Source organism: Burkholderia sp. WTPI3, from assembly GCF_021483755.1.
Classification (GTDB): Bacteria; Pseudomonadota; Gammaproteobacteria; order Burkholderiales; family Burkholderiaceae; genus Burkholderia.
The window spans coordinates 20907-40623 of record NZ_JAGIXF010000008.1; the positions used below are offsets into that span (position 1 = coordinate 20907).

General features: G+C 62.8%; 24 protein-coding genes. 23 read left to right on the forward strand and 1 reads right to left on the reverse strand.

Translation table 11 applies throughout. From position 1 onward, the window contains the following. Positions 1–60 precede the first annotated feature (60 nt). The 6 genes from J7024_RS06590 to J7024_RS06615 all read left to right on the forward strand — a co-directional run bounded on the left by J7024_RS06590 (position 61) and on the right by J7024_RS06615 (position 5048). Entirely contained in the window at positions 61–531 is a 471-nt protein-coding gene (locus J7024_RS06590) for a crossover junction endodeoxyribonuclease RuvC (RefSeq protein ID WP_234744880.1), read from the forward strand. After that, entirely contained in the window at positions 528–737 is a 210-nt protein-coding gene (locus J7024_RS06595) for a hypothetical protein (protein WP_059844575.1), read from the forward strand. Before J7024_RS06590 ends, J7024_RS06595 begins: the two co-directional genes overlap by 4 nt. Beyond that, a complete protein-coding gene (locus J7024_RS06600; protein WP_234744881.1) occupies positions 730–1110 on the forward strand; it encodes a DUF6362 family protein in 381 nt (126 codons plus the stop codon). The genes J7024_RS06595 and J7024_RS06600 overlap by 8 nt, the downstream gene beginning before the upstream one ends. Before the next feature lie 245 nt (positions 1111–1355). Further along, positions 1356–2741 carry a site-specific DNA-methyltransferase gene (locus J7024_RS06605; protein ID WP_234744882.1) on the forward strand — a complete coding sequence of 462 codons (1386 nt, stop codon included), beginning with the start codon at positions 1356–1358 and terminating at the stop codon, positions 2739–2741. Beyond that, positions 2734–4020, forward strand: coding sequence for a site-specific DNA-methyltransferase (locus J7024_RS06610; protein ID WP_234744883.1), 1287 nt, complete (start codon positions 2734–2736; stop codon positions 4018–4020). Before J7024_RS06605 ends, J7024_RS06610 begins: the two co-directional genes overlap by 8 nt. A gap of 302 nt (positions 4021–4322) precedes the next feature. Next, on the forward strand, positions 4323–5048 hold the full coding sequence (locus J7024_RS06615; protein ID WP_234744884.1) for a hypothetical protein: 726 nt from the start codon (positions 4323–4325) through the stop codon (positions 5046–5048). On the opposite strand, the gene J7024_RS06620 is transcribed toward J7024_RS06615, so the two are convergent. Further along, on the reverse strand, positions 5030–5542 hold the full coding sequence (locus J7024_RS06620) for a DUF3489 domain-containing protein (protein ID WP_234744885.1): 513 nt from the start codon (positions 5540–5542) through the stop codon (positions 5030–5032). The two genes, J7024_RS06615 and J7024_RS06620, sit on opposite strands and share 19 nt — an antisense overlap. 74 nt (positions 5543–5616) lie before the next feature. Here J7024_RS06620 and J7024_RS37445 point away from each other — a divergent pair, with 74 nt between their 5' ends. The 17 genes from J7024_RS37445 (at position 5617) to J7024_RS06700 (ending at position 19709) form a co-directional block, all read left to right on the forward strand. Beyond that, a complete protein-coding gene (locus tag J7024_RS37445) occupies positions 5617–6000 on the forward strand; it encodes an HNH endonuclease (RefSeq protein ID WP_442861897.1) in 384 nt (127 codons plus the stop codon). Between the two features lie 213 nt (positions 6001–6213). Then, positions 6214–6678 (forward strand): phage terminase small subunit P27 family, encoded by a 465-nt coding sequence (locus J7024_RS06625; RefSeq protein WP_185733376.1) that lies wholly within the window; start codon positions 6214–6216, stop codon positions 6676–6678. Continuing rightward, the gene (locus J7024_RS06630; protein WP_234744886.1) at positions 6678–8390 is read left to right on the forward strand and encodes a terminase large subunit; all 1713 of its coding nucleotides are present in this window, start codon (positions 6678–6680) and stop codon (positions 8388–8390) included. The genes J7024_RS06625 and J7024_RS06630 overlap by 1 nt, the downstream gene beginning before the upstream one ends. Next, positions 8387–8539, forward strand: a complete 153-nt coding sequence (locus J7024_RS06635; RefSeq protein WP_155754958.1) for a hypothetical protein — start codon at positions 8387–8389, stop codon at positions 8537–8539. The genes J7024_RS06630 and J7024_RS06635 overlap by 4 nt, the downstream gene beginning before the upstream one ends. 3 nt (positions 8540–8542) lie before the next feature. Further along, positions 8543–9826, forward strand: coding sequence for a phage portal protein (locus J7024_RS06640; protein ID WP_234744887.1), 1284 nt, complete (start codon positions 8543–8545; stop codon positions 9824–9826). Beyond that, a complete protein-coding gene (locus J7024_RS06645) occupies positions 9823–10806 on the forward strand; it encodes a S49 family peptidase (protein ID WP_234744888.1) in 984 nt (327 codons plus the stop codon). Before J7024_RS06640 ends, J7024_RS06645 begins: the two co-directional genes overlap by 4 nt. A 74-nt stretch (positions 10807–10880) precedes the next feature. After that, entirely contained in the window at positions 10881–12179 is a 1299-nt protein-coding gene (locus J7024_RS06650) for a phage major capsid protein (protein ID WP_234744889.1), read from the forward strand. 18 nt (positions 12180–12197) lie between these two features. Next, positions 12198–12668: a hypothetical protein gene (locus J7024_RS06655; protein WP_234744890.1), complete on the forward strand. Its 471-nt coding sequence runs from the start codon at positions 12198–12200 to the stop codon at positions 12666–12668. A 19-nt stretch (positions 12669–12687) separates the two neighbouring features. Continuing rightward, entirely contained in the window at positions 12688–13557 is an 870-nt protein-coding gene (locus J7024_RS06660) for a head-tail connector protein (protein ID WP_234744891.1), read from the forward strand. A 10-nt stretch (positions 13558–13567) separates the two neighbouring features. Then, on the forward strand, positions 13568–13921 hold the full coding sequence (locus J7024_RS06665; protein ID WP_234744892.1) for a phage head closure protein: 354 nt from the start codon (positions 13568–13570) through the stop codon (positions 13919–13921). After that, entirely contained in the window at positions 13914–14474 is a 561-nt protein-coding gene (locus J7024_RS06670; RefSeq protein WP_234744893.1) for an HK97-gp10 family putative phage morphogenesis protein, read from the forward strand. Before J7024_RS06665 ends, J7024_RS06670 begins: the two co-directional genes overlap by 8 nt. Before the next feature lie 9 nt (positions 14475–14483). Then, positions 14484–14837: a tail completion protein gp17 gene (gene gp17, locus J7024_RS06675; protein WP_234744894.1), complete on the forward strand. Its 354-nt coding sequence runs from the start codon at positions 14484–14486 to the stop codon at positions 14835–14837. 39 nt (positions 14838–14876) lie between these two features. After that, on the forward strand, positions 14877–15512 hold the full coding sequence (locus J7024_RS06680) for a phage tail tube protein (RefSeq protein WP_234744895.1): 636 nt from the start codon (positions 14877–14879) through the stop codon (positions 15510–15512). A 38-nt stretch (positions 15513–15550) separates the two neighbouring features. Then, entirely contained in the window at positions 15551–15970 is a 420-nt protein-coding gene (locus tag J7024_RS06685; RefSeq protein ID WP_234744896.1) for a phage tail assembly chaperone, read from the forward strand. Next, a complete protein-coding gene (locus J7024_RS06690) occupies positions 15967–16245 on the forward strand; it encodes a phage tail assembly protein T (RefSeq protein WP_234744897.1) in 279 nt (92 codons plus the stop codon). Before J7024_RS06685 ends, J7024_RS06690 begins: the two co-directional genes overlap by 4 nt. A 10-nt stretch (positions 16246–16255) precedes the next feature. Next, positions 16256–19078: a phage tail length tape measure family protein gene (locus J7024_RS06695; RefSeq protein ID WP_234744898.1), complete on the forward strand. Its 2823-nt coding sequence runs from the start codon at positions 16256–16258 to the stop codon at positions 19076–19078. A gap of 7 nt (positions 19079–19085) precedes the next feature. Further along, entirely contained in the window at positions 19086–19709 is a 624-nt protein-coding gene (locus J7024_RS06700; protein WP_234744899.1) for a DUF2460 domain-containing protein, read from the forward strand. The last annotated feature ends 8 nt before the right edge of the window (positions 19710–19717 follow it).

The window sequence follows — 19717 nt, forward strand, 5'->3', positions numbered from 1 at the left end:
AAGGTATTACGTTTTGCTCTGCCGGCTGCGCCGTTCCCCCCAACAGGAACGACTGCAATCATGATCACGACGATTCTCGCCCTCGATCTGGGCACGACCACCGGCTGGGCGCTGCGCAGGTGTGATGGCGGCATCACGAGCGGCGCGCAACACTTCCGGCCGCAGCGTTTCGAAGGCGGTGGCATGCGTTTCCTGCGCTTTCGTCGCTGGCTCTCAGAGCTGCACGGCAGCGCCGGAGATATTCACGCGGTGTACTTCGAGGAAGTCCGTCGGCACGCGGGTGTCGACGCCGCACATGTGTATGGTGGATTCCTCGCCATTCTCTCGGCATGGTGCGAGCACCACAGTATCCCGTACCAGGGTGTGCCGGTGGGCACGATCAAGAAGCACGCGACCGGCAAGGGCAATGCGGGCAAAGAGGCGGTAATTGCGGCGATGTGCGCGCTCGGGCAAACCGTCACTGATGACAACGAGGCCGACGCACTCGCACTGCTGCACTGGGCCATCGATACGCAGGAGGCAATCGAATGAAGATTCCGATTCCACCTTCCCCGTCGTCGCTCGCGCGTCACCAGCCCTTGACGATGGATGTCGATGCCGTGAAACGCGACGGCTGGCAGCGTCAGCGGATCCTCGTTGTCGCCGAACAGGATGAGCGGCTGGATTTCGTCGAGCGCGAGTTCGTGCGTCGCATCGGCAACCGGCTCTACGGTATTCCGGGAGGTCGTCATGGCTGAGTGGGACATCGATGCCGTAGCAGCCCGGTTTGCGGAAGCCGCTGACACGAGCCGGCGATTGCCTCGTGTCGGTGTGCAGGGCTACTTCAGTGTCTGGCCGGCGTTCGTGCGGCGAGAGTGGGAGATGCTTGCGAACGAGGATCGAGAGTATCGTCCGTTGCCACCTTCGCCGTTGGCGATTGACCGCATGCTCGAGACGATGAAGTGGGTGCAGTGGCTCGAGATCGAGCAGCGTCACCTCGTGTGGATGCGCGCCAGGCAGTACGAGTGGCCCGACATTTGCCGGCGCTTTGGCTGCTGTCGGTCAACGGCATGGCGGCGCTGGCGTAGCTGCATGCAGCAGGTTGCCGACCAGCTCAATGCAGCGATCTGAACGTGATAGTGATTTGAAGTATTTTGGCTCGTTCCAGCGGGCTTGCGCGGTCATACGGGGAGTAGTGCGATTTTAGGCCGTGCAACACTTCGGGCGTTTTCGCGTAGGATTTCAGCTATCTTCTGGACAGTCGTGTGAGCACAGCAGGGTAGCCTGTCCAGTTCGCTGATTTGGTGCGCCGGTCTCCTCGTTGGTCCCCTTGAACCCGCCCGGTGTCATGCCTGGCGGGTTTCTTTTTTCTGCCCATGAATCTGCACATCGACTATCGTCCGATCGAGTCGCTGATCCCGTATGCCCGCAATGCGCGCACGCACAGCGAGGAGCAGGTGGCTCAGATTGCTGCGAGCATCCGTGAGTTTGGGTTCAACAATCCGGTGCTGGTCGATGGTCAGCATGGCGTGATTGCCGGACACGGTCGCATCCTCGCAGCACGCCAGCTTGGCATGGCGGAGCTGCCGGTGATCGAACTGTCGCATCTGTCGGATACGCAGAAGCGCGCCTTCATCCTCGCCGAGAACCGGCTGACCGAGCGGGCTGGCTGGGACGATGAACTGCTGTCGCTCGAACTGGCCGACCTGCAGGCAGCCGGTTTTGATCTCGAACTGACCGGCTTCGATGACGCAGTGATCAAGGATATGCTCGACGCGGACGACACGGCTGGATCGCAGAACGCGGAACCGGCAGACGATGTGCCGGTGCCGCCCGCAGTACCTATCACTCGCGCGGGCGACGTCTGGCTCATCGGTCGTCATCGGCTGATCTGCGGCGATGCAACGGATGCATCTGTCGTTGCCAGCGTCATGGATGGTAAGCAGGCCACGTTGTCCTTTACGTCGCCGCCCTACGGTAACCAGCGCGACTATACCGGTGCGATAGACAACTGGGATGCCTTGATGCGTGGTGTGTTCGCTGCGTTGCCGACGTCCGCCGACGGTCAGGTGCTCGTCAATCTAGGCCTCATTCACCGCGACAACGAAGTCGTGCCGTACTGGGACGGCTGGCTGCAATGGATGCAGGCCAGTGGCTGGCGACGCTTCGCTTGGTACGTCTGGGATCAGGGACCGGGAATGCCCGGCGACTGGAACGGCCGGCTCGCGCCGAGCTTCGAATTCGTGTTCCACTTCAATCGCACTGCACGTCGTCCGAACAAGATCGTGCCATGCACGCATGCTGGCCAGGATTCGCATCTGCGCGCAGATGGCTCGTCGACGGCGATGCGCAGGAAGGACGGCGAGGTCGGTGGCTGGTCGCATGCCGGCAAGCCCACGCAGGACACGCGCATTCCTGATTCAGTGATTCGCATCATGCGGCACAAGGGGCCGATCGGCGACGGCATTGATCATCCGGCCGTGTTCCCGGTCGCGCTGCCCGAGCACATCATGCTTACGTACTCGGATGCGGGTGACATCGTGTTCGAGCCGTTCAACGGTTCCGGCACGTCGCTCATCGCGGCCGAACGCACGGGCCGTCAGTGCAGGGCTGTGGAGATTGCACCGGAGTATGTCGATGTCGCTATTCGCCGCTTCGTACAGCACTATCCCGACGCATCCGTCACGTTGGCTGGCTCTGGCCTGAGCTTCGAGGAAGTTGAGGCCGAGCGCGTCACGATTCTCGAAGCCAACCATGCGTGATCCGGTTGCCGACATCCGGGTCGAGATGCGGCCGGTCGATGCGCTGATTCCGTATGCGAACAACGCGAAGCGGCATACCGATGCTCAGGTCGCGCAGATCGCAGCCAGCATCCGTGAGTTCGGCTGGGGTACGCCGATCCTGGTCGACGGCCAGAATAATGTGATCGCCGGTCATGGTCGTCTGCTTGCTGCACGCAAGCTCGGTATTGTCGATGTTCCGGTGGTGCCAATGGCGCATCTGACCGACATCCAGCGACGCGCCCTGATTCTGGCTGACAACAAGATCGGCGAGAATGCCTCATGGGACGATGAGCTGTTGGGTATCGAGCTGACGGCATTGAAGGATGCCGGCGTCGATCTCTCGATCACGGGTTTTACTGCGGACGAATGGGACGCGTTGATCGCGGGCGAGTCGGCGACTGGATCTGGGCATACGGACGATGACTCAGTGCCTGAGGTTGAGGAAACGCCGGTGTCGCGCGCAGGCGACGTCTGGCTGCTCGGTGAGCACCGCTTGCTGTGCGGCGACGCGACGAAGCCGGAGTCCTACCGTGCACTGCTTGGCGACGAACGGACCAGCATGGTGTTCACCGATCCGCCGTATAACGTCAACTACGCCAACAGCGAGAAAGAGAAGCTACGTGGTAAGAATCGCCCGATCCTGAACGACAATCTCGGCGAGGGCTTCGAGGCATTCCTGACCGATGCCTGCCGCAATCTGCTCGCGGTCACGGACGGCGCGATCTACATTGCCATGTCGTCGAGCGAGCTGGACACGCTGCAGTCGGCATTCCGCTCGGCAGGCGGTCGCTGGTCAACGTTCATCATCTGGGCCAAGAATACCTTCACGCTCGGCCGCGCCGACTACCAGCGTCAGTACGAGCCGATTCTCTACGGCTGGCGCGAAGGTGCCGATCACTTCTGGTGCGGCGCACGTGATCAGGGCGATGTCTGGCAGATCAGGAAGCCCGCGAAGAACGACCTGCATCCGACGATGAAGCCGGTCGAGTTGGTTGAACGCGCGGTGCGCAACAGCAGCAAGAGGCGCGACATCGTGCTGGATCCATTCGGCGGTTCGGGTACGACGCTGATCGCCTGCGAAAAATCAGGACGACGCGCGCGATTGATCGAACTCGATCCGAAGTACGTCGACGTGATCGTGCGGCGCTGGCAGGACTGGACTGGAAAGAGCGCTACCCGTGAGATAGATGGCACGCTCTTCGACCGGTTGCAAACAACTTGTTCTGCGTCTGATGAGCTCCCGCTCCCTCGCGCTTGACTTGTTCTACCCCCTCTCGAGTATCATTGGCTCATCGACCAGAAGCAGGCCAGCGTGGATGCGCCGGAGTAATGTCCGCCATCCCCGATACGGTTCAAAGTCGCGAACGGTTTTGGATCGTGGATATATCCGCGTAAGGCGTTTGGCAAACGCATTTCCTTGGCGATCTGACAGATCTGCCATCGGCACTACCCGGAGGAATAACTGTTCGACGTGTTCCAAGGAGGAGCCTTGAATCACATCGACCCCTCGGGCAGTTGTTTCTCAAGCCAGGAAATCATCAGCTTACGAAAGGAATGAAAATGGCCGACATCATGCAGCTTTGCAATATCGATCAATATGCTTCGTTGATTCGCGACATCCGTGTTCATGGCGTTGTCGCGCACCCCAAGATAAAAGCTGCGATTGGGGAACTTCAGGAACTCGATCGGCTGCAAGCCCTGAACAGCGATCTCCGCACTAACGCTGAGTTTCAGCGTTGCTTTGTCCGTTTCTTTAAAGTCAGGCGGAATGCCCAATGGCAAGCCAAATTTTTCGACAGGCTCACGACTGCATTGCTTGCGAAGAACTCATCGTTCGAATGGCTGTTGGCAGAGGTTCTTGCGACTACAGGAAAAGTTGAAGCATCCTTCGTATCGAAGGGCATTACCAGGATCGATCGGTGTCAACCAACCGTAGATGGCAACGTACTTGGGGTAATGAAGAAATTTTTCCCTGAGATGCCCTGGTCGCTTCTGCGAACCGGATCGCCGTCTGCAAAGACGCGGAGGGCAATCGCTGTCCACAGCGCGCTCGGGCGAGTTACGCACAATCTCTTGGCTACGACTGAATGGGCCGACCTTGAAAAGGAATTCGATCGTGTGCATGGTCAGTCCGGCCTCACCGCAGCCAAAAAACTCGATCTTCTCCTCTGGACCTACGGTTCGGGCAAGAGCACACGAGCATCGAAGCGGCACGCGCCCACGATGGAGCGCGCTTCAATGAAGGCTGGTGAGCTTTTGCGGGGCAGTCAGCCTGCTATGCGGTAAATCCGCTCGCCATCGACCTTGTCGGACGTGATGGTCAGGCCGAGTTTTTTCTTGAACGATCCTGCGAACGTGCCGCGCACGGTGTGCGCCTGCCAGCCGGTCGCTTCGCAGATCTGCGCGATGGTGGCGCCTTCGGGCCGTCGCAGCATGCTAATGACCATCGCCTGCTTGCTGTTCTCGCGCGTGCGGCGTGGTGCCTTGATCCCGAGGTTTGCTTCGGCAGTTTCGACTGCGACCTCCATCTCGGGATCGGCAGCATCGACGGGCGACACCAGTCCAAAGCGCGGCACACCCAGCGCATCGTAACCCTCGGCGGCCACAAACCAGTCGATGCCGTCGGTGATGATCAGGGCGCGGTTCGACAGGCCGTCGATCACCTTCTTGCGGGCGCCGCCCTTGATGTTGTCGGGAAACCAGTCGATCTTGCCGCTGGTATGGTTGATCGCGTAGGCGAGGATCGCGTGTTGCGCGGGCGTCAGTTCGATGGTGCTCATTGTCGTACTCCTCTCGTGGTGGATAACGACTCCATGAACACGCTGTTCAATCATGAAGCCAAGCGGACGATGTGATGCCACGTGGAGCGCCGACGCCGTGCCGGTTCCCAGGATGCGCGGCGGTGCTCACGACGCCCGGCTTCTGCGCTACACATCGTGGATGGACGCATCGCGATTACGGTCGAGCGCGACGCGCGTTCGATGCGGAACTCGGCTTCTACAAGTCGCTGGCCTGGCAGCAATGTCGCGCGGCTTATCTGCGATCGCATCCGCTGTGCTTGCAATGCTCGTCGCGTGGTCTGACCGTCGCTGCTCGCGTCGTGGATCACATCGTGCCAATCAAGGATGGTGGCGCTCGCCTCGACTGGGTCAACCTCCAGTCGCTGTGCACGTCGTGCCATAACCGGAAGACAGCAACCGAAACCGCGCAGCGCGCTCGTCGCCCAACGACTCCATGAAATCCGCGCCGTGTGGGCCTCGCTGCACAGCTGAGCGAAACGGATGCCCGCGCGCGAACGGGCGTGACGGGTGGCGTTGTCGCGGCCCACGGCGGCAACGATGGCCCCTCAGGGGGGATCAGATCTCTGGCGCTTCCGGCCGCCGGATCGTGCGCGTGCCTGAATTTTTGCGCGTGCAAAATGAAAAACTTTTTTTGATGCTCGATGCCCCCCATGGCCGGCCGTAAGCCGCTACCCGCTGCCGTCAAGAAGGTCAAAGGCACCTTGCAGAAATGCCGGATCAATCCGCACGAGCCACGCCCGACCGGAAAGCTCGGTGAGCCGCCCGAGTACATGTCGGATACCGCCAAGGAAGCCTGGCGCTACGCGATCGAGAATGCGCCGCCGGGACTGCTCTCGTCGCTCGATGCCGCCGTGCTGGAACGCTGGGCCAACTGCGCCGGCCTCTATCGGGAGGCGCTGGCCAAGATCAATCGCGCCGGCGTGGCCGGCATGATCATCAAGACGCCGAGCGGCATCCTGCGTCGCTCGCCGCTGATGGACGTGATTCGCGATCTCGCGCTCGAGATGAAAAGCTACGAATCGGAAATGGGCTTCACCCCCGCTTCCCGCTCGCGGGTACAGATTGCGCAGGAGCCGACGAGCGCGCACGATCCATGGTCGGAGATCGCCGGCTGATGGCAACGTCGAGCTACGCGATGACTGCCCGACGGTATGCCGAGGCCGTCGTAGCGGGCAACGTCCCCGCGTGCCGCTGGGTCAAGCTCGCCTGCCAGCGGCAGCTGAATGATCTAGCCCGGTTCAAGGGTAAGAGCAGTCCCTATCGGTTCAATCCGAAGCTGACGGACCGCTCCGGCAGGCCCTTCGCGCCAGCGGACAACCTGTGTTCGTTCATCGAGCGACTGCCCCACGTCAAGGGGCCGCTGGCCGGTGAGTCAATCACACTCGAGCCGTGGCAGGTGTTCATCCTGACCACCGTGTTCGGCTGGGTGCAGGCCGATGGCCGACGCCGTTTCCGGCGCTCATACATTGAAGTGCCGCGCGGCAACGCCAAATCGACGCTGTCGTCTGCAGTGGGCCTGTACATGCTCGCGGCCGACGGCGAAGGCGGCGCAGAGGTGTATTCGCTGGCGACGACACGCGACCAGGCGCGCATCGTGTTTGGCGATGCACAGACGATGGCCCGGCGCAGCGCCGGGTTCCGTTCGCGCTTTGGTGTCGCCGTCGGTGCGCACAACATGAATGTGCTGGCGTCCGGCTCCAAGTTCGAAGCCCTTTCCGCCGAGGGCTCCACGCTCGACGGCCTGAACATCCACTTCGGCTGCGTCGATGAACTGCACGCCCACAAGACGCGCACGGTCTACGACGTGGTCGAAACGGGAACCGGCAAACGGAACAATTCGCTGCTGTGGGTGATCACGACGGCGGGCAGCAACCGGGCCGGCATCTGCTACGAAATCCGCACTTTTGTCACGAAGTTGCTCGAGGGCGTGTTCGAGGACGACAGCCAGTTCGGCATCGTGTACGGCCTCGACGACGGTGACGACTGGACGACCGAAGAAGCGCTGATCAAGGCGAATCCGAACTGGGGCATCTCGGTCCAGCCCGAGGTGCTGGTGCCGCTGCAAGCGAAGGCGATGCAGTTGCCGAGCGCGGTCAACAACTTCAAGACCAAGCACCTCAACGAATGGGTCAACGCCGACACCGCGTGGATGGATATGCGGGCGTGGGACCGGTGCGCGGATTCGGCACTCGATATCGAAAGCTTCATCGGCCAGCCTTGCTGGATTGGTCTGGACCTCGCAAGCAAGACTGACATCGCCGCGCTGATGTTGCTTTTCGTGCATCCGGAGATCGATGGCGGTTATGTGGTCTTCGGCAAGTATTACCTGCCCGAGGAAACGGTGATGGCAACGGGCAACAGCCAGTACGCCGGCTGGATGCGCACCGGTCGGTTAACGGTCACTCCGGGCAACGTGATCGACTTCGGCTGGATCGAGGCCGATCTGATCGAGACGGCGAGCCGCTTCCAGGTCCAGGCCATCGCGTTCGATCCGTTTCAGGCGACGCAGCTGTCGACACGGATGCTAGCCGAAGGCCTGCCGATGATCGAGGTGCGGCCGACCGTGCTGAATTTCTCGGAACCGATGAAGGCACTCGAGGCGCTCGTGCTGCAGCGTCGGCTCCTCCACGATGGCGATCCCGTGCTGGGCTGGATGGTGAGCAACGTCGTCGCGCACCTGGATGCGAAGGACAACATCTACCCGCGCAAGGAGCGCTCCGAGAACAAGATCGACGGGATCGTCGCGCTGATCATGGCGCTGTCGCGCGCGCTCGTCGGTGACGGCACCCCGAAGATGCCCGACGACTACACCTTGATGATCGTATGAGCCCGCTGACCTACAACGCTTCCCTGCTGACCGGTATTGCCCTGATCGGCTCGGGCCTGGCGCTTATCAGCATTCCGGCGGCACTGGTAGCGGTCGGCACGCTTGTGCTCGCGTTCACGGTGTTCGGCGCGCTCATCGCGAGGAAGTGATCCGTGCTGCTATCGATGCGCCTAAACGCGGACACCGGTGACCGGTCTCCGTGGGGCGATTTCTGGTTCTCGCCGGTGCCGTTTCGGGGCACGCCGCACTCGGTCAACGCCGATGCGGCAATGCGGCTCACGGCCGTATTCGCCTGCGTGCGCGTGCTTGCAGAATCCGTCTCAACACTGCCGTTCATGCTGTACCGCGAGCGGCATGATGGACGGAAGACGCCGTTGCACAACCACTGGCTTCACCGGCTGCTCGCCGTAAGGCCCAACGATTTCCAGAATCCCCTGGAATTCCGGGAGATGCTGCAGGGACACTGCACGCTGCGCGGCAACGCGTTCGCGCAGATCGTCTCGAACAGCCGGGGTGAAGTGACAGACCTGCTGCCGCTGCATCCGGATCGTGTGACGATCGAACTGCTGTCCGATACGCAGTGGCGCTACCGGTATACGCGCCGCGACGGCAGCGAGATCGTGCTCGCACGAAGCGAAGTGTTCCACCTGCGCGGTCTGTCGCCGGACGGAATCGTCGGCTACAACCCGATTACAGCCGCGCGCGAAGCAGTTGCCGGTGGACTCGCCGCACAGGACTACGGGATGCGCTTCTTCATGAACGACGCGACGCCGGGTGGCTGGATCGAGATGCCGAACGCGTTTCCGTCCGATGAGAAGCGGCGCGAATTCCGCGAGGCATGGCAGCGTCAGCAGACCGGCCGCAACCGGCACAAGACGGCCATCCTCGAATTCGGCATGAAGTACCACGAGCTGGGCTTGAAGAACGAGGACATCCAGTTCATCGAGACGCGCAAATTCTCCGTCTCTGAGATCGCGCGTCTGTTCCGGATCCCGCCGCACATGATCGGCGACCTGGACAAGGCAACCTTCTCGAACATCGAGCAGCAATCGCTCGAGTTCGTGATCCATACTCTGCGTCCGTGGCTCGTGCGCTGGGAAGAAGCGATCCGCTACTACTTCCTCGGCGAGGATGAGGGTCTCAACGTCGAGTTCCCTGTCACGGCACTGCTGCGCGGCGATGCGCAGGCACGGGCCATGTACTACCACAACGGGATTCTCGATGGCTGGCTGACGCGTAACGAGGCACGCCGCATGGAATCGCTTGATCCGCTCGACGGGCTCGACGAACCGCTGCGACCGCTCAACATGGTCGAGGAAAGCGATGCCAGCAATCCGGATGCTGCGGGTGTTTCACAGGCCCCGGTGCAGCCATCTTCCAGCGAACCTGACGATGTCCCAGACGACGAATCCGACGATGGCGGGAATAACGAATGAAGCATGCGCTCCTGATCTCTGAATTTCTCGCGACGCCATGGGCCGTCATGCCCGAACGGCTGTCGGCGTTTGCCGGCGTCATCGCGCGCTGGTCGCTCGGCAGCGTCGCCGATGCCGACACGATGGCACAGGTCCGGGCTGATGCCGCTACCGTGGCGGCACGGCGTGGCACAAGCGCACGAGCAGGCAACGGCTCGATCGCCGTGCTCCCGATGTACGGCGTCGTCACGCAGCGCGGAAACATGGCAGAAGACATCTCCGGCCCTGGTTCGATGAGCACGCAGCTATTCGCGCAGACCCTGCGTTCGACGCTCGCGGATGACTCTATCGACGCGATCCTGATCGATGTCGATTCGCCTGGTGGCAGCGTCTACGGCGTGCAGGAACTGGCCGACGAGATCTACCAGGCACGCGGGCAGAAGCCGGTCGTTGCCATCGCAAACAGCCTCGCCGCAAGTGCCGCGTACTGGCTCGGGAGTGCCGCGAGCGAGTTCTATGTAACGCCTGGCGGCGAGGTCGGATCGATCGGAGTGTGGTCGGCGCACGAGGACTGGTCAAAGGCGCTGGCAGATTCCGGCGTCACGACCACGCTCATCTCGGCGGGAAAATACAAGACCGAAGGCAACCCGTACGGTCCGCTTTCCGCCGATGCGCAGGCGTTCATGCAAAGCCGGGTCGACGAATACTACGGCGCATTCACGAAGGCCGTGGCCCGCAACCGGGGCGTACCAGTTGCAACTGTGCGCGATGGCATGGGGCAGGGGCGCGTGCTCGGCGCACAGGCCGCAAAGGACGCCGGCATGGTCGATGACATTGCCACCTTCGATGACGTGATCCGGCGCATGTCAAAAAACCTGCGCCAGTCTGTGAAGGCAAAGGCAGCAGATTTTCCTGCTGCTCCTCAGGCCCAGCCCGCAGTCACCGAGGGCATGGGACGCATCGCGTGCCGGCGGCGTCTCCTCGAACTGATCGGCACGTAATCCCAACCCGTCTCATCTCTCGACCTCGCTGCAGATCTCATTGCAGTGAGGTTTTTTCATTTCTGGAGCCTGATATGAGCAAAACCCTCCGCACCCTGCAGCAGCGCAAGGCTGCACTGGTGGCCGACGCGCGCAAGCTGGTCGACACCGCCCACGCCGAAGATCGTGACCTGAACGAAGCCGAGGCGACGCAGTACGACACGCTGATGGCATCGATCCAGTCCACGCAGCGCCAGATCGAGCGCGAGGAAGCACTGATCGAGGCCGAACGCACCGCAGGTGTGCCGATTCCCGAGGGGGCGCGCATCAGCGTGTCGGAGAACGTCGAGCAGGATCCGAAGCGCGGCTTCCAGACCCTCGGCGAATTCGCCCGCTCGGTGCACATGGCCACCGTCAATCCGATGCGTGCCGACGACCGGCTTCGGTTCGGTGGCATTGGCGCGGTCGCACCGACCACCTACGGCGGCGAAGGCTCCGGCCCGGATGGCGGTTTTCTGATTCCCCCGGAGTTTTCGCGCGACATCTTTACGCTGTCGCTGGGCGAGGATGCTCTGCTGCCGTACACCGACGACTACGACATCGAGGGTAACTCGATGGTGTTCCCGAAAGACGAAACCACGCCGTGGGGCACCGACGGGATCCGCGCGTACTGGCAGGCCGAGGCCAATACCGGCACGGCGACCAAGCCCAAGCTGTCGGCAACGACGCAGTTCCTGCACAAGATGATGGCGCTCGTGCCGCTGACCGATGAACTCATCGCGGACGGCCCAGCCCTCGGCCAGTATCTGAACCGCAAGATCGGCGACTCGATCCGCTGGAAGACCAACGATTCCCTGCTGTTCGGCGCCGGCAACGGGATGCCGATCGGCGCACTACAGGGCAATGCGGCGATCGTGGTTTCGAAGGATTCGGGTCAGGCCACGCAGACGCTGACCATCTCGAACCTCTCGAAGATGATCTCGCGGCTACCGCCGGGCTCGTTCGGTCGCGCGATCTGGCTCGTGAACAACGACGTGCTGCCCGCGCTTTTCACGCTCACGCTCGGCAACTACCCGATCTATCTGCCGATCTCGGCCGGCGCGCAGGAGTCGCCCTACGGGATGCTTCTCGGCCGTCCGGTCTTCGTCTCGCAGCACGCGAAGAGTTTCTCGTCGCAAGGCGACGTGATCCTGCTCGACATGTCGTACTACCGCACCATCAAGAAGGCGTCCGGGATTGAAACCGCCACGTCCATGCACCTGTACTTCGATGCCGACGCGATGGCCTTTCGCACGGTGTTCCGCCTCGATGGCCAGCCGACCATCGTCAATCCGATCAAGCCGGCAAACGGTTCCAACAATCTGTCGCCGTTCATCCAGCTCGCAGCCCGCTGATTCCGGGAGGATCCCAATATGTTTCCGAGCCTGAAACCCACTGATTTCGAGGCGCTGCTCACCTCGATCGATCCCGCCAACCAGCCGGCCGGCACCGTCGCCACGGCCTGGGTGCCGGTGCAGAATTTCCACACGTTCCTCGCGCTTATCGGTACGGGCGCAATGGGCACGAATGCCACGCTCGACGCAAAGATCCGTCAGGCGCAGGATGCGACCGGCACCGGCGCCAAGGATCTGCCGAACATGGCGATCACGACGATCCAGGCGGCCAGCGGTGCCAACGTGCAGGCGCTCATCAACTTCCGCAGCGGCGACGTCGACACGAACAACGGCTACGCGTTCGTGCAGCTCTCGCTCACGGTCGGCACGGCAGCCTCGTTTGTTGCCGCGTACCTTTTCGGTGTCGGTGGCCGCTTCGATCCGCCGGTGGATGCATCAGCGTCGATTCCGGTCAATCTCGGCGACGCGAGCGTCGTCCAGATCGTCTGACGGTCACATTGCCTGAGCCATGCCGGAAATCCTGCTGCAGCGGCCGGTGGGCGAGCCCGTCGATCTCGCGGAGGCCAAGCTGCACCTGCGCGTGACCGACGATGCCCAGGATACGCTCATCGCGTCGCTCGTGACCACCGCCCGGATAGCCGCTGAGACCATCACCCGCCAGCAGCTGCTCCACGCTCGCTACCGGCTCGTACTCGACCGTTTCCCGATGGCCGGCATCGGCACACCCCTACCGTTCGAGCACGTGATCAACTACCCGGCCTTTGCCATCGTGCTGCCGCACGCGCCGCTCGTCGATGTTGTGTCGATCGACTATCTCGACATGAACGGCACACCGCAGACGATGGATCCGGGCGACTACGTGCTCAACGCGGCGCTCATGCCCGCGATCATCACGCCCGGATTCGGCAAGATCTGGCCGATCCCGCTGCCGCAGATCGGGGCGGTCACTGTGACGTATGACGCTGGCTACATGTCGGTCTGCACGGTCCAGGGCGGTCTGCCCGCGACGCAGATCCAGGTGCGCGGCCCCGTCACGTGGAATGTCGGCGATACCGTCCGGTTTTTCAATTCGGGCGGAATATTGCCGACGCCATTGCAGGCTGACGTGCCATACACGGTCACGACAGCGAGTGCGGGCCTCTATGCCCTGCAGGATCCGGGCGGTAACCCGGTCACGCTGTCGGATGCAGGCAGCGGCACAAGTTATGTCTATGGTGGCCCGGAGCCGGTGCCCGAGGGCATCCGCAACTGGATCCTGCTGCGCACCGGCTCGCTGTATGAGAACCGTGAGGAAGTCGCGATCCTCAACCGGGGCAAGGTCGAGGAACTGCCGTTCGTGGCGGGGCTCCTCGATCCCTACCGGATGTCGTTGCCATGATGAGGTTGCCATGACCACGCAGATGCGCGCCGGGCAGCTGAACCGTCGGGTTGCCGTCCAGCAGCGCAGCACGGCCCGGGACAGTTTCGGCCAGCAGGTCGAGACGTGGACGGCGATCAAGTCGGTCTATGCGTACATCGAAGCCCTGAGCGGCGATAAGCGTGCCGCCGCGCAATCGATCTCGACGGATGTCTCCCACCGTTTCACAGTCCGGTATGACGCGATCTTTGCTGATCCGCGTGTCGTGGCGACCTATCGCATTGTCTACGCGGGGCGGATTTTCGATATCGCTGCGGCGCTGAACATCGATGAATCGAACCGGACCGTCGAGCTGCTGGCGAACGAAGGACTGACCTATGGCTGAACTGCGCTGCATCAAGGGGCTGGATGAGTTTGCCCGCGCGCTCGAGCAGCTGCCCCGCAATATCGGGCGCAACGTGCTGCGTGGAGCGGTCAATGCTGGCGCCACCGTGCTGCGCCAGCAAGCGGTCGTGTTCGCGCCGGTCTACGAGGGAGATGATCCACGAGCCGATCCCGGCCGTATCCGGCGCGCGATCTACCAGAAGCAGATTCCCGAGCGCTCGAACGAACTGCTGCAGGTGTTCTACGTCGGCGTGCGGCGTGGCCGGAAGAACCAGGTCAAGGTTGTGCGCGGCCGTATTACGAATCTCGACGCGTACTACTGGACGTGGCTCGAGTTCGGCCACGCGTATGTCCCCCCGCGCCCGAAGGGCGTGACGCTGAAGGCACATCGGACGGCCGTGAAGACCGCCCCCGGCGCAATCTGGGTGGAGCCCCGCTCGTTCATGCGGCCCGCGTTCGCCATCGCGAAGGACCAGGCAATCCAGGCCATGATCGACTATCTCGAGACCCGCATCCCGAAGGAAGCGGCAAACCTCGGGCTATTGATGAAGTAGCTGCGTGAAATGACCACGATCCAGGAGCAGGTCGCGGCACTCCTGCAGCCCCTTTCCGCCGGTGGCGCCGCACCCCAGGTGCAGCTGCAGGATGGCACGTATCCGTACATCGTCTACCGGCGTCTCGCGAGCCCGGTCTGCAACACGCTCGCCGGCAATGGCTCACCGCCCATCAACAACACGCTCTTCGAGATCTCGTCCTGGGGCTACACCTACACGGATGCCGTCGCGACGGCTGCGGCCGTGGCCGCTGCGTTCCAGTCGTGGACCATCCAGAACGTCCTGCAGCACGAGCAGGACCTGTACGAATCCGACGTGAAGGCTTTCCGCGTCGTGCAGACGTTCTCTGTCTGGCACGACTGATCTGTTTTCCCTGCTGTTTCCTTCCCTGGAGCCACTCCCATGACCTCGACTGCCATTTCGTCGCAGGGCTCGTCGCTTGCCGTGTCGGGCGGCGCCGGCGCCGCCGTCAGCATCACCGGAATCATTCTCGGATACCCCACCATCATCGAGGCGACCGCGCACGGTTTTGCCAACGGCGACGTGGTGTCGTTCGCAGGCGTAGGCGGTGAAGCTGGCCTGAACGGCCAGTCCTTTGTCGTGACCAACGTGACGCCCAATACGTTCGCGATCGGCTACAACTCGACCGGGGGCCCGTCATGGACCTCGGGCGGCACGGCCACGCCCATCGCGTGGACACCGATTGGCAACTTCAAGACCATCAAGGGGTTTGATGGCAAGACCTCGAAGCTCGATGCGACGAACCTGGCCTCGCTTGCCAAGGAATACCGCGCGGGTCTGCAGGATCCGGGCAATTTCAGCTTCGACATCGATATTGACCTCGCCGATGCCGGCCAGCTTGCGCTACAGACACTCAAGGCGAGCAGCGCGCTCGCAAACTACAAACTAACGCTGCCCAATGCGCATACCGCGACCTTCACCGCGTTCGTCGAGTCGTTCCCCTGGGATGGTGGCGTGGACAAGCTGCTGACCGCCACCGTCAACCTGATCATCACGGGGCCGATCACCTTCGCGTGACGCCTGCCTATTTCTTTCTGCCTCACTACGGAACTGCCATGTCTACCATCCTGAACAAGGCGGCGATCCTCGCTGCCAGCGACCTGACGACCGCAACTGTCGATGTGCCCGAATGGGGCGGCGCCGTCATCCTCCGCACGATGACGGGCACGCAACGCGACGCCTATGAAACCAGCCTGATGACGAAGGATGCATCGGGCCGGTACACCGTCGATACCGAGAACATGCGCGCGAAGCTCGTGATCTTCACGGCGGTCGATGAGACTGGCACACCACTTCTCACGCTGGATGACCTGCCTGCGCTCGCGGGCAAGAATGCAGCGGTCATCGAGCGGCTGTTTGTCGCCGCGCAGCGCATCAACGGCCTGTCAAAGGATGCCGTGGCAGACGCAGAAAAAAACTCCGTGAGCGGCCAGCCCGACGCTTCTGCTTCCGGCTTGCCGCAGCCCTCGGCATGACGGTCCGGCAGCTGCTCGCCAATCTCGACAGCAGTGAGTTGACCGAATGGATGGCCTTCGAGCGCCTTGAGGCCATCGGTGAGGCGCGCGCCGACCTGCGCGCCGGCATCATCGCCGCCGCCGTCGGCAACCACGGCAATCGCGCCCTGCCGAAGGCCTACCGCGCGAGCGATTTCATGCCCTACCTGCCCCGTGTCGAAGAGAAGCCGATCTACTTCGAAGACCCCGAGCAGCAGTCCGCCACGATCCTGAAACTGGTATTCAACCGCACGTAAGCGTTCCGCCATGTCGCTCGGTTCTCTCGTTCTCGAACTGCAGGGCAATGTGGCCCGCACGCAGGAAGACATGGGGCGCCTTCAGCAGATCGTCGAATCTGCAATGCGTCGCATGGATGCGGCAGCCTCCCGCACGTCCGACAACATCCAGGGTGTGGCCGCTGCGGGCCGGGCGATCCAGCGCGTGCAGGGCGCCGAGGAAGCCGCAGCCAGCATCGAACGGGTCGGTCACGCGTCGGTGGGTGCGCGCCGCGAGATGCTGGTGCTCGCCCACGAACTCGCCACTGGTAATTTCAAGCGCGCAGCGGGCTCGCTCATGGTGCTCGGCGAGCGTATCGACATCATGTCGAAGCTGACCTCTCCGGCCGGAATCGCGATTGCCGCTCTGGCTGCCGCTGTGGCCGGCTTCGCGGCACTGGCGATCAAGGGAGCGATGGAGTCGGCCGAGTTTGCCCGCTCGATCATGCTGACCGGCAACTACGCGGGCCAGACCGAGGCCAGCTATAACCGGCTGTCGCGCAGCGTGGCGGATGCCACGGGCGCCACGATTGGCAATGCGCGCGAGATCACGCAGGCACTGATTTCATCGGGGCGCGTCAGTTCCGGCGCCCTTGAGTCCGTGGCACTGGCTGCCGCCCGGCTGCAGGTCATGACTGGCCTGAGCGCGCAAGAGATTGTCCGTCAGTTCTCCGGTATGTCCGACGGCGTACTGAAGTGGGCACTCGAGGCGAACAAGCAGTATCACTTCGTCGACGGCGCACTTTACGATCACGTCAAGGCGCTCGAGCAGGCCGGTCAGCAGGAAAAGGCGATGGAAGTCGCCTCGACGGCGTTCTACCAGCACCTCGGTACGACCGCAACGGAAAACCTTGGCTACATCGAGCGGGCCTGGCGTGGTCTGAAATCCGCGATCAGCGACGCGGCCGATGCACTCATGTCGGTCGGGCGCGCCGAGACGGCGGCGGAATCAGCAGCGCGGATCAACCGTACGCTCACCGCCATGCGCTCGGGCCAGACCGACTTCGGGTACGCGATGAGCGTGGGTGATGGCTCGGCGATGAATTTCCAGGCAGGCGGCAGCTATGGCGACCTGATGCGTCAACAGTCGGCCGCCACGTCGCTCGCGCGCCGCCAGCAGGATGCCGCGTCGCTGGCCGCCTACAAGGCGCACACCGATGAGATGGTGGTCGCCGCGAAATCCCGCTGGGATGAGCTCACGAAGGCGCACAAAATCGGCGCGGAACGTCTGAGGGAGGAGCTCGACGAAGCCACGCGCGTCGGTCAGCAGGCCGGGGCTTCGCCCACTGACATCGCCGCAATGCAGGATCGCATCCGCAAGGAATACAGCCATGGCGATGGAGCTGGGCTCAATCGGGCGAATCTCGACGCCCAGACGCAACCGATCCAGGAGCAGATCACCGCACAGGGGCGACTGCTGCAAGATCGCCAGAAGCAGCTCGAGCTGCAGTATCGGGACGACCGGATCAGCGAGCAGGCCTATTACGATCAATCGAAGGCGGCAATCGAGCAGTACAACGCGCAGATCCGCACCCTCTACGACCAGCAGATCGCGATTGTGGAAAGTGCGGCGAAGCGCACGGCCGACGCCCGGACCCGCGTCATGCTGACGAACCGGGCGAACGCGCTGCGCAACGACGAACAGCAGGCGCTGCTGCAGTCGTCAGAACGTCTGTCCGAGCTGACAGAAAAGCAGACCGAGGACACGCGTAAATACCGGGACGAGGTTGAGAAGCTGAACTCGGAACTTGGCAAGCTCGACCGTGACCCGGGTCGCATGGCCGGCGCCGACTTCGATCGCGAGCACGGTCATCTGCAGCGGCAGGCCACGCTCGCCGGCGATACCGACACGCTTGCCACGCTCGCGCAGGCGCGTAACGCCGCGATCGCCCAGGCGCAGATGAATTCGCTGAAGCAGGAAGCCGAGCAGATCACCCAGCGGCTCACGCTCGCAGAGAAGGAGCTGGCCCTCGCACAGGAAACCGGCGAGAAAGGTGCGGTGGCTGGCATGATCGAACTTGGCCAGCTACGCCAGCAGGCCGCGCAGCAGCTCGCACAGATCCAGGAGCAGATGCAGGGCATCGCCTCAAACTCTGGCCTGCCACAACTCGATCTCGAGGCGCAGCAATTCGGCCTGCAGGTCCAGCAACTGTCCGCCTCGAGCAGCGTGCTCGGCAAGTCGATCTCCGATGTCTTCGCCAACTCGTTCGCGAACATGCTGGACAACACGATCACGCGGACGAAGACGCTGCGCCAGGAATTCCTTGATATGGCCAACAGCATCGAGCAGGCCATCACGAAGATCGTCGCGCAGGACCTGACGAACCAGCTCTTCGGTATCGGCTCGGGCAATGGTTCCGGCGGCAGCAGCACCGGCGGATGGCTCGGGCAGCTGTTCAGCTGGGGCATGGGGTTGCTCGGGCTGACGGGCGGCAGTGCAATGTCGTTCTCGACCGATCTCATGCCCTCCGGCCTGATGGGATTGACGCCTGATTTCAGTGTCGGCGCGGACGATATCGGCAGCCTGCTGACCTACCCCTTCCACATGGCGTCCGGTGGCGATGCATCGCCCGGTGGCCTGTACGAGGTCAACGAGAAAGGGCCGGAGCTGCTGACGGTCGCCAACCGCACGTTCCTGATGATGGGCGACCAGGGCGGTACCGTCACACCGGGAAGCGCATCCAGCGGCGGAGGTGCCGGGCACACGTTCAACCTGAACATTGCCGTGCCACCGGGCACGACGCGCCAAAGCGCGCAGCAGCAGGCACAGGCAATCATGCGTCAGGCGAACATCGCGATGGCGCGCAATGGATGATTGAGCGATGACGACGTTTCTGGAATTCCCGCGCTTTCCGGACAACATCGCGTTCGGTGCCACGGTCGGCCCCACGTATCAGACTGTCGTCAACCAGGTCTACAGCGGGCGTGATGCACGTATTCCGGCCTGGACGCAGGCACGTATCCAGTTCGAGGTCGGGCGCCGCGCGATGAATGCGGCGGATACCGCGTCGCTGGATGCGTTCTTCCGCACGGTGAAGGGCCGCGCGTACGGGTTTCGCATCAAGGACTGGACCGATTACACGGACGGGGGTGCCGGCGTGCTGGTCGCGACGGCGACGAGCGGCGTGTACCAGATGACCCGGCTCTATTCGAACGGCGCGCTCACCGAATCGCGCCTGATCCAGAAGCCGGTCGCAGGCAGCGTGCAGGTTATGAAATCCGGTGCGCCGCTTGCAACCGGTGTCACGCTCGATACGACAACCGGGCTCGTGACGATCACGCCAACGCCAACTGGCTCGGCCGCGCTCACGTGGACCGGGCAGTTCGATGTGCCCGTGCGGTTTGATGTTGACCAGATGAAAAAGCAGGTCATGGACCGCAACGGGCCGCTCGGCGATCTCATGGTCGACTGGGGCTCGATTCCGCTGATCGAGATCCGGCCGTAGTTCGTCAT

What these genes read in the sequence shown, in the direction of transcription:
- J7024_RS06635 (WP_155754958.1), top strand. Translation starts at nt 8,387, where the DNA reads ATGAGCCCGCTGACCTACAACGCTTCCCTGCTGACCGGTATTGCCCTG.
- J7024_RS06680 (WP_234744895.1), top strand. Translation starts at nt 14,877, where the DNA reads ATGACCTCGACTGCCATTTCGTCGCAGGGCTCGTCGCTTGCCGTGTCG.
- J7024_RS06630 (WP_234744886.1), top strand. Translation starts at nt 6,678, where the DNA reads ATGGCAACGTCGAGCTACGCGATGACTGCCCGACGGTATGCCGAGGCC.
- J7024_RS06615 (WP_234744884.1), top strand. Translation starts at nt 4,323, where the DNA reads ATGGCCGACATCATGCAGCTTTGCAATATCGATCAATATGCTTCGTTG.
- J7024_RS06685 (WP_234744896.1), top strand. Translation starts at nt 15,551, where the DNA reads ATGTCTACCATCCTGAACAAGGCGGCGATCCTCGCTGCCAGCGACCTG.
- J7024_RS06670 (WP_234744893.1), top strand. Translation starts at nt 13,914, where the DNA reads ATGGCTGAACTGCGCTGCATCAAGGGGCTGGATGAGTTTGCCCGCGCG.
- J7024_RS06660 (WP_234744891.1), top strand. Translation starts at nt 12,688, where the DNA reads ATGCCGGAAATCCTGCTGCAGCGGCCGGTGGGCGAGCCCGTCGATCTC.
- J7024_RS06695 (WP_234744898.1), top strand. Translation starts at nt 16,256, where the DNA reads ATGTCGCTCGGTTCTCTCGTTCTCGAACTGCAGGGCAATGTGGCCCGC.
- J7024_RS06690 (WP_234744897.1), top strand. Translation starts at nt 15,967, where the DNA reads ATGACGGTCCGGCAGCTGCTCGCCAATCTCGACAGCAGTGAGTTGACC.
- J7024_RS06590 (WP_234744880.1), top strand. Translation starts at nt 61, where the DNA reads ATGATCACGACGATTCTCGCCCTCGATCTGGGCACGACCACCGGCTGG.
- J7024_RS06625 (WP_185733376.1), top strand. Translation starts at nt 6,214, where the DNA reads ATGGCCGGCCGTAAGCCGCTACCCGCTGCCGTCAAGAAGGTCAAAGGC.
- J7024_RS06645 (WP_234744888.1), top strand. Translation starts at nt 9,823, where the DNA reads ATGAAGCATGCGCTCCTGATCTCTGAATTTCTCGCGACGCCATGGGCC.
- J7024_RS06605 (WP_234744882.1), top strand. Translation starts at nt 1,356, where the DNA reads ATGAATCTGCACATCGACTATCGTCCGATCGAGTCGCTGATCCCGTAT.
- J7024_RS06700 (WP_234744899.1), top strand. Translation starts at nt 19,086, where the DNA reads ATGACGACGTTTCTGGAATTCCCGCGCTTTCCGGACAACATCGCGTTC.
- J7024_RS06650 (WP_234744889.1), top strand. Translation starts at nt 10,881, where the DNA reads ATGAGCAAAACCCTCCGCACCCTGCAGCAGCGCAAGGCTGCACTGGTG.
- J7024_RS06665 (WP_234744892.1), top strand. Translation starts at nt 13,568, where the DNA reads ATGACCACGCAGATGCGCGCCGGGCAGCTGAACCGTCGGGTTGCCGTC.
- J7024_RS37445 (WP_442861897.1), top strand. Translation starts at nt 5,617, where the DNA reads ATGCCACGTGGAGCGCCGACGCCGTGCCGGTTCCCAGGATGCGCGGCG.
- J7024_RS06595 (WP_059844575.1), top strand. Translation starts at nt 528, where the DNA reads ATGAAGATTCCGATTCCACCTTCCCCGTCGTCGCTCGCGCGTCACCAG.
- J7024_RS06655 (WP_234744890.1), top strand. Translation starts at nt 12,198, where the DNA reads ATGTTTCCGAGCCTGAAACCCACTGATTTCGAGGCGCTGCTCACCTCG.
- J7024_RS06610 (WP_234744883.1), top strand. Translation starts at nt 2,734, where the DNA reads ATGCGTGATCCGGTTGCCGACATCCGGGTCGAGATGCGGCCGGTCGAT.
- J7024_RS06620 (WP_234744885.1), bottom strand. Translation starts at nt 5,542, where the DNA reads ATGAGCACCATCGAACTGACGCCCGCGCAACACGCGATCCTCGCCTAC.
- gp17 (WP_234744894.1), top strand. Translation starts at nt 14,484, where the DNA reads ATGACCACGATCCAGGAGCAGGTCGCGGCACTCCTGCAGCCCCTTTCC.
- J7024_RS06600 (WP_234744881.1), top strand. Translation starts at nt 730, where the DNA reads ATGGCTGAGTGGGACATCGATGCCGTAGCAGCCCGGTTTGCGGAAGCC.